The sequence below is a fragment of the Arcticibacterium sp. SM2516 genome (assembly GCF_057914865.1).
Window position 1 is genome coordinate 2200595 of sequence record NZ_CP195290.1, and the last position, 16719, is coordinate 2217313.

The 16719-nt window shown below is 37.0% G+C and carries 11 protein-coding genes; 9 read left to right on the top strand and 2 right to left on the bottom strand.

Translation table 11 applies throughout. The features are described from left to right. The 3 genes from ACSBFT_RS09155 to ACSBFT_RS09165 all read left to right on the top strand — a co-directional run bounded on the left by ACSBFT_RS09155 (position 1) and on the right by ACSBFT_RS09165 (position 4263). Complete coding sequence (locus ACSBFT_RS09155; protein WP_463047436.1) at positions 1–453, top strand: TRAP transporter small permease; 453 nt, start codon at positions 1–3, stop codon at positions 451–453. After that, positions 450–1724, top strand: coding sequence for a TRAP transporter large permease (locus ACSBFT_RS09160; protein ID WP_489604367.1), 1275 nt, complete (start codon positions 450–452; stop codon positions 1722–1724). Before ACSBFT_RS09155 ends, ACSBFT_RS09160 begins: the two co-directional genes overlap by 4 nt. Positions 1725–2106: 382 nt before the next feature. After that, positions 2107–4263 (top strand): right-handed parallel beta-helix repeat-containing protein, encoded by a 2157-nt coding sequence (locus ACSBFT_RS09165; protein WP_489604368.1) that lies wholly within the window; start codon positions 2107–2109, stop codon positions 4261–4263. 132 nt (positions 4264–4395) lie between these two features. Here ACSBFT_RS09165 and ACSBFT_RS09170 read toward each other — a convergent pair whose 3' ends face one another. Further along, positions 4396–5217: a universal stress protein gene (locus tag ACSBFT_RS09170; RefSeq protein WP_463047434.1), complete on the bottom strand. Its 822-nt coding sequence runs from the start codon at positions 5215–5217 to the stop codon at positions 4396–4398. 662 nt (positions 5218–5879) lie between these two features. Between ACSBFT_RS09170 and ACSBFT_RS09175 the strand changes: the two genes are divergently transcribed. Both ACSBFT_RS09175 and ACSBFT_RS09180 read left to right on the top strand, forming a co-directional pair. Next, on the top strand, positions 5880–7211 hold the full coding sequence (locus tag ACSBFT_RS09175) for an ammonium transporter (protein ID WP_489604369.1): 1332 nt from the start codon (positions 5880–5882) through the stop codon (positions 7209–7211). Positions 7212–7560: 349 nt separating this feature from the next. Further along, positions 7561–8022, top strand: a complete 462-nt coding sequence (locus ACSBFT_RS09180) for a hypothetical protein (protein WP_489604370.1) — start codon at positions 7561–7563, stop codon at positions 8020–8022. A gap of 45 nt (positions 8023–8067) precedes the next feature. Here the strand turns inward: ACSBFT_RS09180 and ACSBFT_RS09185 are convergent, their stop codons facing one another. After that, positions 8068–9075, bottom strand: a complete 1008-nt coding sequence (locus ACSBFT_RS09185; RefSeq protein ID WP_489604371.1) for a nucleoside hydrolase — start codon at positions 9073–9075, stop codon at positions 8068–8070. Between the two features lie 499 nt (positions 9076–9574). Here ACSBFT_RS09185 and ACSBFT_RS09190 point away from each other — a divergent pair, with 499 nt between their 5' ends. From ACSBFT_RS09190 to ACSBFT_RS09205, 4 genes are all read left to right on the top strand, one after another. Next, positions 9575–10930 carry an FAD-dependent oxidoreductase gene (locus tag ACSBFT_RS09190; protein ID WP_489604372.1) on the top strand — a complete coding sequence of 452 codons (1356 nt, stop codon included), beginning with the start codon at positions 9575–9577 and terminating at the stop codon, positions 10928–10930. A 12-nt stretch (positions 10931–10942) separates the two neighbouring features. Next, positions 10943–12082, top strand: a complete 1140-nt coding sequence (locus tag ACSBFT_RS09195; RefSeq protein ID WP_489604373.1) for a hypothetical protein — start codon at positions 10943–10945, stop codon at positions 12080–12082. A gap of 159 nt (positions 12083–12241) precedes the next feature. Beyond that, positions 12242–13111 carry a hypothetical protein gene (locus ACSBFT_RS09200; protein ID WP_489604374.1) on the top strand — a complete coding sequence of 290 codons (870 nt, stop codon included), beginning with the start codon at positions 12242–12244 and terminating at the stop codon, positions 13109–13111. 374 nt (positions 13112–13485) lie between these two features. Then, positions 13486–16710 carry a DEAD/DEAH box helicase gene (locus tag ACSBFT_RS09205; protein ID WP_489604375.1) on the top strand — a complete coding sequence of 1075 codons (3225 nt, stop codon included), beginning with the start codon at positions 13486–13488 and terminating at the stop codon, positions 16708–16710. Positions 16711–16719: the final 9 nt, after the last annotated feature.

The following is a 16719-nucleotide window of genomic DNA, read 5'->3' on the forward strand; positions in this document are numbered from 1 at the left end:
ATGATAAAAATCGCCATCGGAAGATTCCTTAAATACGGAACATTAATTAGCACCTATGGTCTTATTGGCAGCGTGATACTACAGATTTATGCTCGGTTTTTCATGTCGAATACTCCCGCTTGGACGGAAGAAGCATCTCGTTTGTTCTTTCTTTATACCATCTCTTTTGCATCAGGATTGGCCTTAAAAGACAATTATTTTGTTTACCTGGATATACTTTTTGAGCGATTAAAACCTAGCTTACAAGAAAGGCTTTTATCGTTTATCTATCTTGTTACTTTTGGCTTATTTGGGTTGATGTTATACCATTCCGTCCTATTTGTAAAACTAGGACTTCCTGAGATCTCCGCAACCCTGGGCATATCCATGAGCCTCACTTTTTTTTCTATGGTCATCATGTCGGCGGCTATGGCCTATTACTCGTTTCTTGAACTTTTAAAAAGATATAAATGATCTGGCTGGTATTTGTTGTTTTTCTTTTGACTTTGATATTAAGATTCCCTATTGCTCTTGCCTTGGGGCTTTCATGTTTGGTATATATTCTTGGTAAGGGCATCCCTTTAATTATCATTCCTATGAAAATGTTCTCTGGCATAGATGTCTTTGTGCTTTTAAGCATTCCAGGATTTATTTTAGCCGGTAACCTTATGAATCATGGTGGATTAACCACCAAAATCATTGCTTTTTGTAATAGTCTTCTAGGTCATATCAGAGGAGGACTTTCTTTAGCCAATATAGGTGCATCCATGTTGTTCGCCGGCATTTCTGGCACAGCGGTCTCAGATACTGCCAGTATTGGGTCTGTACTCATTCCGGCCATGAAGAAAGAAGGATATGACGACGGTTTTTCTTGTGCCGTTACCGCCTCTTCATCTACGGTTGGCCCCATAATTCCTCCTAGTGTGCCCATGATTATTGCAGCCACATTGAGTGGCTTATCCGTAGGAAAACTTTTTTTGGCAGGAGCTATTCCAGGATTTCTTCTTGGCATAGGTCTTATGCTGGTGGCCTATTTTATTTCCGTAAAAAGAAACTATCCTAAGCATGCTAAAAGTACCTTAAAACAAATAGGTACAAGCTTAATTGATACTTTTTGGGCACTGCTGATGACCATCATCATTCTCTTTGGGATTATTGGCGGTGTTTTTACACCCACAGAAGCCTCTATTATCGCAGTTCTTTACGCATACATAATCGGGCGATATGTTTATAAGAACCTAAGCTTTAAAAAGGTACAAGTCATCATATTAGATTCCATGAAAACCTCCGCTTCCTTAATGGTTCTTGTGGGTTTTGCCAATTTATTTGGATGGATTCTCATCACTGAACGGATGCCCCAATACGTATCAAATCAAATACTAGACTTTAGTACCAATAAATACATGGTGCTGCTTTTGATAAATCTATTATTAATTTTTGTCGGCACATTTATGGAGACCATAGCCGCTTTACTTATTCTATTTCCCATCTTATTAAAAGTAGCTATGACGGTTGGCGTAGACCCTATTCATTTTGCTGTTATTGCTGTTCTGAATTTGATCATTGGACTTACAACGCCACCTGTTGGTGTATGTCTATTTGTAGCCTCAAGTATCGGCAAAACCTCTATCGGGACGGTCAGTAAAGCCGCACTACCATTTCTTTTTGTGAGTTTCTTGGTTCTGATATTAGTTACATTAATACCGCAACTATCCTTATTCTTACCAGGTTTATTTGCGAAATAATCTTTAAAAGCCAGCAGCGTCTGCCCATTAACTGATTTTCTGATAGCATACGTTTCACCAAATGACCAACCTTTCCGCTTAAGCCATAATTAAGTAGTGTTAAAATCGTAATGAGCTTTTAAACGCAACAAATCAGATACTTATTAAGAGATAATGTGAGCGAGGTATTTAAACTCTCACCATTTTATATCGCTCCAATTGGCACTAAAATTCACTTCTTATTTCATAGGTTTCCTAATGTATCATGTGGGTATAAGTCAGTTTATACTACCGGTGTAAAAACTCAATCTACATGTAAATGGGTATGAATATACAGGTAAATGGGTATTTCATGCGATTTTGTTCAAGGGTAAATTTGCTTTGCAACCAAATACAAAGTCTGATGAAATTTTCTCTATCCATCGCCGTTGTACTTTTTTCCAATTTCGTCTTAGCACAAAATATCAGGTATGTAGCAAGCAGCCAAAGTGGAAACGGCGATGGTTTATCTTGGGGAAATGCCAGTGCCAATTTACAAGCAATGATAGATGACGCTGGGGTTGATGAGGTTTGGGTGTCGGCAGGTGTTTATAAACCTACTACAGGAACAGATCGTTATATCTCCTTTATGTTAAAAAGTGGCGTATCAGTCTTAGGAGGCTTTAATGGTACAGAAAATAGTGCTTCTCAAAGAGATTACGCCGTCAACCTTTCTATTTTAAGCGGCAATATTGGAAACCCTTCAGACTCCTTGGATAACTCCTATCATGTGATCATAGATTCTACTGGTCAAGATTCTACAGCCATCATTGACGGTTTTATTATTGAAAGTGGAAATGCAAATCATACCAGCCTATTTCCTGAAGGTTATGGAGGGGCAATGTTAAATATGAATGCCTCATCGGTCAAAATACTCAACTGCACTTTTCGGTATAATTATGCCTCTTTCGGTGGATGTATTGATAATGGCATAGATTGTAACATTATAGTGAGAAACTGCATTTTTGAAAATAACAAGGCTTTCAAAGGGGCTGTCATGAATAATTACGGAAATATACCGGTCATAAAATCCTGTACACTAAGAAACAATTATGCCAATTTGGCCAGTGGTATTTTTAATGAAGAAGCCAGCCCTGTCATAGATAATTGTCAATTTATCAGTAATTCATCACCTGGTAAAGGTTCAGCAATTTCCAATTACATAGCGTCCTCACCTATCATAAGCAATTGTACTTTTTTAGATAATTATTCATTGAGTTTTTCCAATGGTGGAGGAACAATTTATAGCGATTATGATTGTAATCCCATTATTTCAAACTGTGATTTCATCAACAACTACAGTAGAAAAGGAGGAGCTATTTATAATAACAGAAACTCCAAAGCACAGGTTATGGATTGCTATTTTGAACTTAATAAGTCCAACAGCGAAGGTGGAGCTATATTTAATTACAGATCTGATGCCTTGATTCAAAACTGTGATTTCTACCAAAATTCTGTATTTGGAGATTATGGTGGGGCAATATGCAATAGTACAGAATCCAATGCGGTGATTAAAGATTGTTTGTTCAGAGAGAATTTTAAAGCCATTCAGGGTGGAGCAATTGCAAACATATATGATAGCAGTCCATCAATTACGGGTTGTACTTTTAGAGCCAATGAATCTCGAAGTTTGGGAGGAGCCATATATGCTTCTCAAGACTCCAACTTTGATGTAGATTCGTGCATATTTAAAGCTAACACATCTTATTATGGAGGAGCCATTTATACGGAACTCAGCTACAACTCGGTTACAAATAGTGTTTTTGAGTTCAATGAGGCCACCGGTGATGGCGGTGCCATAAGTGTCTATGACCATGGAGAAATAACCATCGAAAACTGTATACTTTATCAAAACAATGCCGAAAATGGTGGGGCCATTGATTTGGATTATGACTACGAAGCCTTTGTCAATAACTGTACGTTTTATAATAACACTGGTAGTAATGGCCGGGCGATTAGATCAAATGACGGAAGCAGTATAGACCTTTATAATTCCATTGTTTGGGACGAAGATTTACAAGCTACTCAAATTGCAGATTATGCCAGCGTAGCCGTCAGTTTCTCGATTGTTAAAGATGGTTTTATAGGATGCTATCAATGCCCAAGTGTAAACGGCGATGCCGACCCCTACTTTTCGAACGAAAATTCTCCAGCAGGTTTAGATAGCATATACCTTACTGCAGACGACGGCCTTATGATATCTTTATCTGGCGGAGCCGTAGATGTAGCGGAGCCTTCCTCTGCAACGCAATATGACATTTTGAAAAACCCTCGAGATACTATGCCAGATATAGGAGCCTATGAGTTTTCTGGCTCCGATTGTTATGATTATTTGTTCGTAACGGGAGCCATCACCTTGGATATATCTGCCAATTTGGGTTTAAGATCTTATCAAATAAATACCATACCTGCTGGCAAAAACATCACTTACCAAGCTGGCGATTTCATTGAACTATTACCTGGATTTTCTACCGAATGGTCGAGTGTTTTTATTACAAACTTGGCCGGAGGCTGTGAATGAATCGAAAACAAGATACTTTTAGAGGTTTTCCATGCCCTTAGACATGAAATTTATCCAAGGTCCAAAGGCCGTATAACACAAGTGCAAGATCAAATAGACCTTGCACGGCGTGAATTCAGTTCAAAGGACGTTTTACTCAAAATGGTACACAAAAGTAGGTACGGTCGTTCTTGAAATAAGACTTTTACTCACACTTGGTTTGAGAATACCATCTAAGAAACCTCTGTGGTGTGAAGCAACCACTAAAGCAGTATTTTCATGCACTTCTGAAAGCTCCAGAATTGCTTTTTCTACGCTATTTGACCTTACCGATTTTATCTTAAAGTTCTCATTAGGAAAGGCGGTTTTCATGTCTTTAATGAGTTCACCATTGTCCATGAGATCCAGTTGCTTATCAGACGAAATATTAACCAGATCCACTTCTGCTTTTAGTTTTCGAGCTATCGCGAATACCTCCCCTAATATTTCCTTTTCATCATATTCCAACTCTGTGGCGTACTGAAGCCTGTCAATAGTGATGGATTTTGCCTTTTCAGGAACAACCAGCAGGGGAATTGTGATATTATTAATAACATATTCTGCAGTACTGCCAATCAATTTATCTATAAATCCTGTGGAACCTGTTTTTCCCATAATTACAAAATCCGCTTCATGTTCTTCTACTAAACTTTTAATGCCTTGGATAACACTTCTTGTGCTAAACTTATAAGTTGTACGAACGCCTTTTTCTTGGAAGCTTCGAGCTTTAGCGGCAAGTCTCTCCTCAAACTGCTTTTCTAATTCTACGTCGAGTACCACTACCATCCCACCAGGTATGGTAGGGTCAACATAAGTTGGAGAGGAACAATGGAGAATAATAATTTCAGACATATGTTTTTTAGCTAGGGAGATAGCCATTTCTTCCGCTTTAGAAGCACCTTTCGAAAAGTCTGTTGCAAGTATTATCTTTTTCATAGTTTATCCTTTTGTTCGGTTCGAAGTTGATAAGAAATTTAACAAATATTTATGATCTTCAGCAGGTTATAATATGATTATAATTAATTGCTTAACTTGCCTTATCAAGAATCGCTGATTAGTTTTTTTGTTGCATAAAGCTTCATTGCCATCATTATCCTGCCAAATAAAATACGATTCAATTCAAAGTTAAGATCCATAAGGATGTGAAGAAATACCTCTTTAATAATGGTATATCATTCAATCTTCTTTAACAGAACGGCCTCTCCCTCTCATTGCTCAATTGAACAAAACCTTATTCCTGAATTTTAGCGATAAAAATATCACTCCTTCTCGCAACGGCTTTAGAAACTAATTAGAAGTTATGTTAACAGAAAAATTTATATTATGTAATTTATGAAAGCATAGAGCCTAGATTATCAAGAAAAGAAGAAGTAAACTACTGACTTTTAGAGGCAGCTACTCTTATTTCCCCTATGACAAACAAAAATGCAGGAGGTACATTTTCTTCTACAGCTGAAAAACAATAATAATTCTGTGATTCTAAAGAATTATAAATACCTTTTTGTCCGAAAACTTTTGATCGGGAGTAAGATTTAATTTTCTTTCTTGTTCTAAAAAAGTACAACCCGTTTAATAACCATAAAAAAAATTGTACAGTTATGTCAAATTCAAGTTGGAAAGGTGCAGTAACACCTTTAATTATTTTACTAATAATTACTGTTTTCGCTATTTTTAACCCAAGTGTTCCTACAAAAATCATCACCGATGGCGTAGATTCAGGTGATACGGCCTGGATGATTGTTGCCTCGGCAATGGTGCTACTAATGACGCCGGGGCTCGCATATTTTTATGGCGGAATGGTGAATTCTAAAAATGTTATTTCTACCATGCTCCAGAGCTTTATCGCCATGGGTGTCATTTCTATTCTGTGGGTCGTTGTGGGATATAGTCTTGCATTCGGTGAGTCCATGGGTGGGATTATTGGCAATCCTATGACTCACTTTATGTTTAAAGGCGTTTTAGACGGGCCTTTGGTAGGCACTATTCCCGCAGTTGTATTTGCCTTTTTCCAATTAAAATTTGCGGTAATCGCTCCAGCCCTAGTTACGGGTTCTATGGCTGAGCGTATTAATTTCAGATCGTACGTTGTTTTCATGATTCTATTCAGTTTATTGATTTATGCTCCCCTAGCACACATGACCTGGTCTCCAAACGGCTTGTTATTTCAATATGGGGTGTTAGACTTTGCAGGCGGAACGGTGGTACACATGTCGGCTGGTTGGGCTGCATTGGCAGGTGCCCTTTATTTAAAAAGAAGAAGATCTCATTCTGAAGGTAGCTTTCTGCCACCAGCAAACGTACCATATGTACTTTTAGGTACTGGTCTTCTATGGTTTGGATGGTTTGGGTTTAATGCGGGTTCTGCTTTAGGAGCCAATGCCCTTGCTGCATCGGCTTTTGCGACCACGAATACTGCTGCTGGTGCTGCTGGTATTGCTTGGGTGTTATATGATGCCGCCAGAGGGAAAAAAGTATCTGCCATTGGTTTCTGTATTGGTGTTGTGGTAGGTCTTGTGGCCATTACGCCTGCTGCGGGTTTTGTGACCATTCCACATGCATTGGTTATTGGTGTTGTTTCATCTATAATTTCAAACTTTTTAGCTCATTATAAGACTAAAACACCACTTGACGACACTTTAGATGTGTTTCCTTGCCATGGTGTTGGCGGAATGGTAGGTATGGTTTTCACCGGAGTATTTGCTTCAACAGCCATAAATGGTGCGGTTACAGAGCAAGGTTTGTTCTTTGGAGAAAGCAGCTTGTTTATTAAACACTTGATCGCATTGGTAGGCGTTTCTGCATTTGTAGCTATCATGTCTTTCATACTTTTAAAAATAACAGATTTAATTGTCCCTCTTCGTGTAGATGCACATGATGAATTAATTGGCCTAGATATTAGCCAACATGACGAAAAACTAACAGAAGCTTAAATAAAGAGATATTTAAGTTTTATACTAAAAAGGACAATGCTCAGTAATACCGAGTATTGTCCTTTGCTTTTATGCCGCTTTCAGCATCTAGCTTTATTCACATTTACCCGAATTTAACTACTTGATTTATTGCCATTTAAGCTTTCATTACCATTCTTCAATATATAATTCGGGTTTAACCTCGTATATTCGTCAATATGCCTTTAGACTCATATTGGGCTAAAGAAAGAAAGCTTACCAAAACGTCGAAGTAAAATTAAATAGGTCATTCACCTAACTACCGGCCTGAGGGCCTTACACAGGAAAACAAATCCTGAAAACGGAATATGGAAAGTAACAAACTAAAAAAATGAAAAACGTTAAACTCTTTACCCTCTTATTGACAATCATTGTAGCACTGGGCTGCAATAACAGTAAGACAAGCAACAAGGAAGCTTCTTCTAGTATCACTCTAGAACAATTGGATAATCTTGAAAACCAGTTAACTGCGGAGGGTTACTTTTGGCAAAGTAAAAATAGCCATGTTTGTAGTGTTGAAATTTTATTTAGAAAAGATGGAACTGCCACAGTATTAGCAGAAAACAACCAGACTTACATAAAGGGTAATTGGAGTTTTGATAAATCCATGAACAAATTACAAATTGCATGGGAGGGGTCAGACCAAGTATTTACTGAAGTTGCTTCCATTAACCCCGAAGGAACAGAAATATCCTTCACTAAAGACGTTTACTTTGTATGTGGGAACAATCTTAAAAGATTGAATCTTTTAGATAAGCGTTTTGATGAAAAGCCAGTATCGGTTGAAGAATAGACCTGCAATTATGCGTCTGCGTTTTACAAAATCACCCTCAAACTCTTATTTCATTTCTTTATTTGCGAGATTCATGAGATGATTAAATTCATCCGCTACCGCAGAAGGGGATACACCTTCTTTAAATTCATTAACAAGCTGATGTCTAGGGTCGTTGGGCTGTAAACGCCACATCAGTGTGCCGTCATCAAAAATGTGATTATAACCTTGAGTATGCAGCTTAAAGAATTCATTATAGCCTCTCACAGCAACATATACGGCTATTAAATCAGCACTATGGTGCCAGTCTCTGTTCCAACCTTCCAGAAAAATGTTATAAGACCTAGCCACTAGATCAGTTTTGGACTTGTGATTAAAAGAGGGACTTCCCGTTTTAATAAGGTCGGCAAAGTCACCACCTCCAGTAAACGTAATAAGTGTTGGCCAGTTCTTGCTCACTTTTACAATGGCATCAGGATCGGGTTTAAAATTCCCCCATCTGCCAATGTCCTGAGAATAAGGATATCTACCACCCATACACACCAGATGTTTTACCTTTTGTCTCACCAGTTCTACACCATTTAGTGGACTAATATTGTCAGGTGGACTGTTAAGAAGATTTGATAAATTCGACAAATACCCTACCGTTACAATCACCACACTGGTGTCTGATTGACTACTCAAAATTTGTCGATAAAGTGTTACGGCGTCAGGTGCATTTTCTCCTAAGCCAATGTCTTGTGGAAACTCCTCCGATATGATTTTTGCGTACTTAGAGTTTCTATAAACCCCATATGTTTTAACAGCACCAATAGGAATGTTGGGTTGCTTGAAATAGGTATTAATGGCGTCTACCGTAGGCACGGCCCAAGGATTTAAACTACAAACCATGGTTGCCAGTATTTCAGCTTCGCCATTAGCAGCGAGTCCATGCAATAATGCCAGTGCACCCACATCATCCACATCTGATTCCATATCGGTGTCAAATATTATTTTCACCTGTTGAGCGTAACTAGAATGAACCCCTAAAAATAAGGCGAACAGAATGGATAGATATATGTTTTTGTTTGTCATTTTTCTTGATTTTTGGGCTTTGTTTATTAATAATTCCAAGGGCTACAATCTAATCGTTTTGAAACAAATTCCTTTCTTTTGGAATTACCTCATCAATAACTAGATTTTGAAATGAACTGACAAAAGATTTCCGAAAATAGTTATTCTTTAAAGTATAAATTCTATCGCAACATTGGAATCTAAACTTTCCATTTACAGCCGCTACCCTGACTACCTTTTGACCTTATGGCGGCAAAGATTTTTTTATTATTAAAGTATTCTTCTAAACCCTAATCAGTAAAAACGCTCTGTGAAACTTTCAAAATGCATGAAATGGCTGAAGAAATCGTTTTTAATTGATCAAAACTTTAATAAGCTAACCAAAGGTTAGCTGACCTCCAAATGCCAGATAAATCCGAAGGTTTGATAAAGTGCTCTACTGTGCTATACCATTTGATTAATCAGTTTGAATAGGCTACTTTTAACATTTCCTCTAAGCCCAAATCAACCCTATTCCATCATGAAAAGAAGAGCAATATTAAAGTCCATGGGAGTAGCCTCGCTTGGAGTAGTTACACCAGTTTTCGCAAAAAAAGAATCCTTAGTTCCGACACATACCATAAAAGAACAAAGTTTGTCAACAGAGATTTTAATAGTAGGTGGTGGCACTGCCGGTACCATAGCCGCAATACAGGCTGGCAGGACTGGGGCAAAAACCACTCTGATAGAAAGTGGCAGTCAATTGGGTGGCACTACCACTACAGGTGGAGTGGCATTTCCTGGCATTTTTCATGCATGGGGAAAACAAATTATCGGAGGCATTGGATGGGAATTGGTGATGGACTGTGTAACGTTGAATGGAGACAAATTGCCAAATTTTTCAAAAATCCCAGACCGGCACTGGAAACATCAGGTGACCATAAACGCTTCTCTATATACTTTACTTGCTGAAGAGAAGTGCTTGGACGCTGGCGTAAAAATTCGCTATTACGAGTCGCCAACGCAAATTGAATTTCAGAACGGAAAATGGATTGTGGAGACTATTGGAAAGGGAACCAAAACAACCATAACTTGCAACCAAATTATTGATTGTACCGGAAATGCCCTGATAGCTTCGATGGCTGGTTATGATGTACTTAAAGAAGAGGACACCCAGCCAGGTTCCTTGATTTTTCGACTGGGAGGATACGATTACAATTCGCTTGACCTAAATAAAATACCAAAAGAATACCAACAAGTTTTACGGCAGAATATGCTAGAAAATTCGGAAAGAGAAAGCCGCGAACATACATACGTACCCTATAGCTATGTATATGTCAAAGGAGCTGACTCTACCACTTCAGAAAGTCATACGCATGCGAATAATATGGGGAGAAAAACCTTACTAAATGTGGTAAGAACCCTTAAAACCCTACCAGGTTGTGAGCATTTGAAAATAGTAGATTTAAAAACGGAAACGGCCGTACGTGAAACCTATAGAATAGATGGTTTATACAAAATAAATCAAACAGACTATACTTCAGGAAAAGTGTTTGATGACGCCGTTTCACATTCTTTTTATCCTGTAGATTTACATCGAGATGGTAAATCTATCTATCAGGAATTTCTTAAACCAGGTGTGGTGGCCAGTATTCCACTGCGGTCGTTGATACCCAAAGGAAGTCAAAACTTTTTGGTGGCAGGCCGCTGTGTCAGTAGTGATAGGTTGGCGAATTCGGCTTTACGAGTTCAAGCATCGTGCATGGGAATGGGGCAAGCAGCTGCTGTAGCAGCAGTGCTGGCAAGTAGACAAGGAATCTCTCCTCAGGAAGTTGATTTTAATGAAATCAAAAAATTGTTAGAAAAGCATGGGGCCATTGTTCCATCAAAATCTTAGCGATTATTAATAATGAAGATAGCTTTTTCGCCCATTTTAAAATACATATTTATAGGTGTCCTTCTAAGCTCCTTTTTACAAGCGGACCCACCTTTGAAGTATATGAAAGCTTCTACCATAAACGAGAGTTTTGTCACCGAAGGTTCGTTCCAAGAAACGATAAAGGACAGCATCACAAATGAACTTGTTTATATTCAAAAATCTAAGGAGGGCATTCCGCTATACTACCGCAAAATCATAAGGGACGATGTATGCTTTGATAAAGAATGTAGAAAGCTCGATATCGTTATTTATTGGAATATAACAGGTCGCTATTTAGGTTTTGAATTGCCTGAAGGGGAATTTTTAAGTAAGCTAGACCATGAACCGTTTGTGGAAAGCGAATACCAAAGACTACATGCTTTATTGGCAGATTCGTCAATTCCCTTGGATGCAGTTTCGTTTGAAGAACTCATAGAAAAACCAAGCCTTAAGCATCAAGATTTAGATGCCGTTTCAGGTGCTACTTCAAAAAGTTTGGCGGAAATGGTGGTAAAAGGTGCAGCCTATACTACTTATAAATTATGGAATATTGTCAATGGTCCAACGATGGATTTCCTTTCTAAAAATACAGAAAAGCAGTTAACCACCCATTTGATTCATCTAATCTTACAAAGCCCAGAAAGCTTTGATAGGGTTTGGGCACTGCATAAAATAAATAGCTCTGTGCCTCTTACGCCAGATTTAGAAAACGCATTATTGGAAATCATTTCTTCCGACGATTTTTATTTATCTTATACTGCCATCCAAGCCATCGAGGCTGTCCATCTCAATAGTTTTGAATTTCAAGAGCGTTTGTTTTCACTTTATAAGAATGCCAATCACAGTATTCAAAAAGAGTTACTTAAAACATTGATGCAGGCTCTTGTGCTCAGCCCTAAACTTCTAGGCTCCTCAAAAGAGCTGCTGAAGCAATTAAATGGACAGCAATTAGAGGATATTCTAGCATTATACGCCCAACATAGCATCTATGACCTTGAAACTTGTAGGGCTGTAGCGAGTATTCTAGACAATGAAAACCCCTTTATATCAAAAAAAGCTTATCATTTTTTAGTCCAAATAAAGTCAAAAGATGAATTTATTCAAGAGCGACTCAAAGCATATAAAAACTAATTTCAAAAAACACAAATCGTTTAAATAGATAAATGTTTTGATGAAAGGGTGGAAATTGTTGAAGAATAATCAGACTTAAAGTATTAACATTGTAGATGGACTTTTAGTGTAAGATACCATTCAAGAAAAGGCTTATCTCTTTATAATCACGAACTCACTATGCAATTACTAAAATCAAAACCATTTAGAATTCTCCTCTACATTCTTATTCCAATACTGCTATTGATGATTTTGTATAAAATATTTGCCGTAGCAGACCTCAGAACTGATACCGCAAAAAATGCAATCAATGAGACCAAAGCCAAGCAACTCATTTCTGATATGGGTAAAGCTCATGGTATTGAAAATTGGCAAAATGTCAAGACATATTCAGTGAACTTTGAAGATGAGTTTTTTGGATTTCTTGGTTCTAAAAGTCATGCTTATGGTGCTGATAAAGTGAATATGACCTTAAATTATATTCCAGATACATTTGATGGTAGAATAGATTTCACCTCAAACCCACTGAAAGGAGAATCTTGGGGCATTCAATCTTGGGAAACGTATATAAAGAAAGGAGATGGCATAATAAATTTTAAGGATGATGCCAATATCACTTTTTGGCTACCCACTTATCAATATTTCATGGAGTTTCCTTTGAGAATACAAAAGGCCACAGCTTTTAATTACGCAGGTGAAAAGAAAATTGAAGGAACATTATGCGAAGGTGTGATGGCTTCATGGAACAGCACGGAACCACAGAGTGATATTGACCAGTATTTGCTTTGGATAGATAAAAGCACGCACAGATTGGTTCGCTTAGAATATACCGTAAGAGAGCAGTTTAGATTCTTAACAGGGGCTATAAACTTTAAGGATTATGAAATCCATGAAGGCATCCTTTTACCAGCCATCATGCCAGTGGAGTCTAATTTAGTGCCTGTTGGCTTATTACATGAAATGCGAATTTTAGATTTCAAAACGAATGTGCTTAGCCCTGAAAACCTTAGGCCTAACGCCAGTTTGCCTGTGATAGGAGATAGTAAATGAAAATTTAGTGATGCAGTAATTGCTTTATGATGCTGGCTTTAATATTTCTGTTTAAATAAATATAACGACCTGTGTCAGTTTCCTGCCCGACCAGCAGACGGGGAGAAGAACAGACTTACATATCCTAACTCCATGTACCATAACTAGACCTCGTCTTCGCTCGGACCGCTCTAATTGTAAAAAGGCAAATTCGATATAGAAATTATAATCATAAATTGACCCTTATATTTTACAAAAAGCGACTATTACTTCCAACTATAAAAGGCTGACAGATACTATATAATAAATGAATCCAAGAATCTATAGCTAAGGAAAAGTAAATTAGTATTTTTGGTATAGTATGTTGACACACAATTTTAAACAAGCCTGAAGTCATGATTAAATATCTCTATATTCCTCCTGTAAGGTTTATAATGCGTACAAACGATAGAGATAATAAAATCTACTACCAATATTTTGGTAATAAGTATAAGCTAAATCCAAAAGAATATATTGAAGAATCAACTGGGGTAAGAATAACCGTTGAAGGAGCAGAAATACAAATAGTAACAAATGCAGATGACATTGACCCTTTGATTCCGTTTGTTCTTAAGGTGAAATCTTTGGAAACGTTAGACAACTCCGAGAAATTGGCAAAAGACTATCAGTGGATAAGAAAACCTCAACATACCCTAGGTGACTTCAAACTAATTTCACACTCAGGCTATAAGGCTTGGTCATCACAAACAAATATATTAAAATCATCAACTGATGATTCTTTAGGTTTAAGAGAGCCTCAACAATGTGCGTTGCATTCAATACTTACTTACTGGCCCGATCCAAAGGTGAAAACTCAAACAGTAGTTTTACCAACTGGTACTGGGAAAACAGAAACAATGCTAGTTACAGTTACATCGCTAGGAGTAGGTAAAACTTTAGTTATTGTTCCTTCCGATGCCCTAAGAGATCAAATAGGAGACAAATTTAGAAACCTCGGAATATTAAGGTGGCTTGAAGTGCTTGAAAATAGCTCAACAAATCCGGTTATCTGCATTTTGAAAAACAAACCCAAAGACATTCAGGAAATAAAAAGTATTTGGGATACATCCAACGTTATTGTTTCAACTGTAACTCTAATCAGTAAATTATCGCAAGAAGAGAAAGATTATTTAGTTCCTAAGACAGAGCTTCTGATTTTTGATGAAGCTCATCACGAAGCGGCCGAGCATTGGAGAATCGTTTCCGAAATGTTCAAAGAGGCTAAAACACTTCAGTTCACCGCTACCCCATATAGGAATGACAATAAAGAATTGTCCGGAGAAATTCGTTATCATTTTCCATTAAAAAGAGCACAGGAATTAGGTTTTTTTGCAAAAATAAATTTTGAATCTATTTGTGACTTTGACACGGAGTCGGCAGATAAAATAATAGCCGAGAAAGCAATTGCACGTTTGAAAGCCGATCATAAAAAGTATGATCATATCTTGTTAGCGAGGACTGAATCAATACTAAGGGCGGAGGAAATCTTACAATATTATAAGGGTGAAAAAGAATTCAACCCAATAATCATTCACAGCGAATTATTGAATCTAGAGAAGGTTAAAGATTCAATTAAGAATAAAAAACACAAGATTGTTATAGCTGTATCAATGTTGGCTGAGGGCTTTGATTTACCAGAACTTAAAATTGCTGCACTCCATGACAACCATAAATCCTTGCCTGTTTTTTTGCAATTTATTGGGAGGTTCGCTCGTAATAGAGACGACCTTGGAGAAGCATATGTCATTGCAAATATAGATAGCGACAAGGTTAATGACTCCATGGACGAAATATGGCATAGTAAAGACTGGAATGATGTCATTTCCTATGTTGCTGATATGGAAATAGAGAAAAAAGTAGGATTACAAAAATTCATAAATACTTTCATTGATAGTAATTCGGAACTTCCATTACAATCACTGAAACCAACCTTAAGTGTAATTGCGTATAAAGTTAATGGTTCAATAATTTGGAAACCAAAAGAGGTAGATAATGAACTACCAGGCAAAACATATTACTCAAATACATCAATGGAAGAAATGGTTCATGTTTGTATAAAGGAACAGCTTGAATTGGTAAAATGGATTGATGGAGACAACATTTATAGAAAAAAGTATAATCTCTATGTCTTTTATTACGCAAAGAAGGAAGGAATTCTATATGCTGCTGGTGGGGGAGATAAGAAGATAAAAAAGTTGGCTATAGATAAACTAATAGGAAAAGATTATTCGCAAATTGAGGGCGAAGACGTCTTCCGAGTTTTGTCTGGAATACAAAGAGCAATTCTAACGAACGCCGGTTCATATCCAGCAACTCAAATGGGGACATCCTATGAACAAAAAATGGGAAGGTATCTTAATAGGTCAATGGATGACTTTAAGAAAAGTGTTTCCACAAAAGGAAACTTTTCTTGCCATGGATTTGAGCACGGAAATAAAGTAACAATTGGGTGCTCTCGAAAAGGGAGGTTTTGGTCAATGAGTTCTGGTACACTAAATGAATTTAAAGAATGGTGCGATAGTCAAGGAAAAAAGGTTTTAGACAGTGCAATAACGGAAGCAGATTATTTAAAAGGCTTTCTAGTTCCAATTGAATTGGAAAAATTCCCCGATAACATAAATCCAACATTTATAGATTGGTCTGGAGATTTTTACGCCCATGATGAACTCCATAAAGAACTGACTATTCTAGGAGATAAAATCCCAATTTACCTTGTCTACTTTAATATTGAAGGTTTTTCAAATAAAAATGGTTTAACTTTTAGCATCAACTTCGACGGTAGTAAAGTTGGTGAGTATAATTACATCATTTCTAAAGAGAAATATTCCATTTCTAAATTAAATGGCTCTGACATTAGCATAAATGAAACTCCTTTATTAAATATTTTAAATGACCAAAGCGAGAGTTTAGGTTTGAGAGTTTGGTTTGACAACTATGAGTACCTAGAGCACCGTTATCACTTTCAAGCATATTCTCAGATTTCAGAACACAAATTCCCAAGGAATAAAATAATCACGTATGATTTTACAGGTGTGGATTTAGGAAAAGAGTCACAAAAGTTTGGTAAAAACTTTAGACCAGATTCTATTCAGAAGTACATTGTGGATAAGGTGGATAAAGATTATGATTTTATATTTAATGATGATGACAGTAATGAAATAGCAGACTTAGTTTGCATCAAACAAAACGGCACCAAAATGCAAATTGATTTTTATCATTTAAAATTTGCTTACAAAGGAATATCCACCACTCAGATAAAAAACTTTTACGAAGTTGTAGGTCAAGCTCAAAAAATGGTTCGTAAGATTTCACGAAGTGATTCAGTTTTTAAACAACTCAAAAAAAGGTACAGCGATAAGAAAAGAAAGACGGGTGAATCACGAATTGTCAAAGGTAATGATCAAGTATTGGATGATTTGTATCGTAGAATGAAAATGATGGATATCACATATAACGCTTATGTAGTGCAGCCAGGATTAATTGCAAATGAAATTACAACTGACATAAGTATTTTACTTTCGAATACTGCTGGATTTCTTAATGTATTCGGGATAGAACTTATATTAATTTGTAAGGAATAAATTAAAATT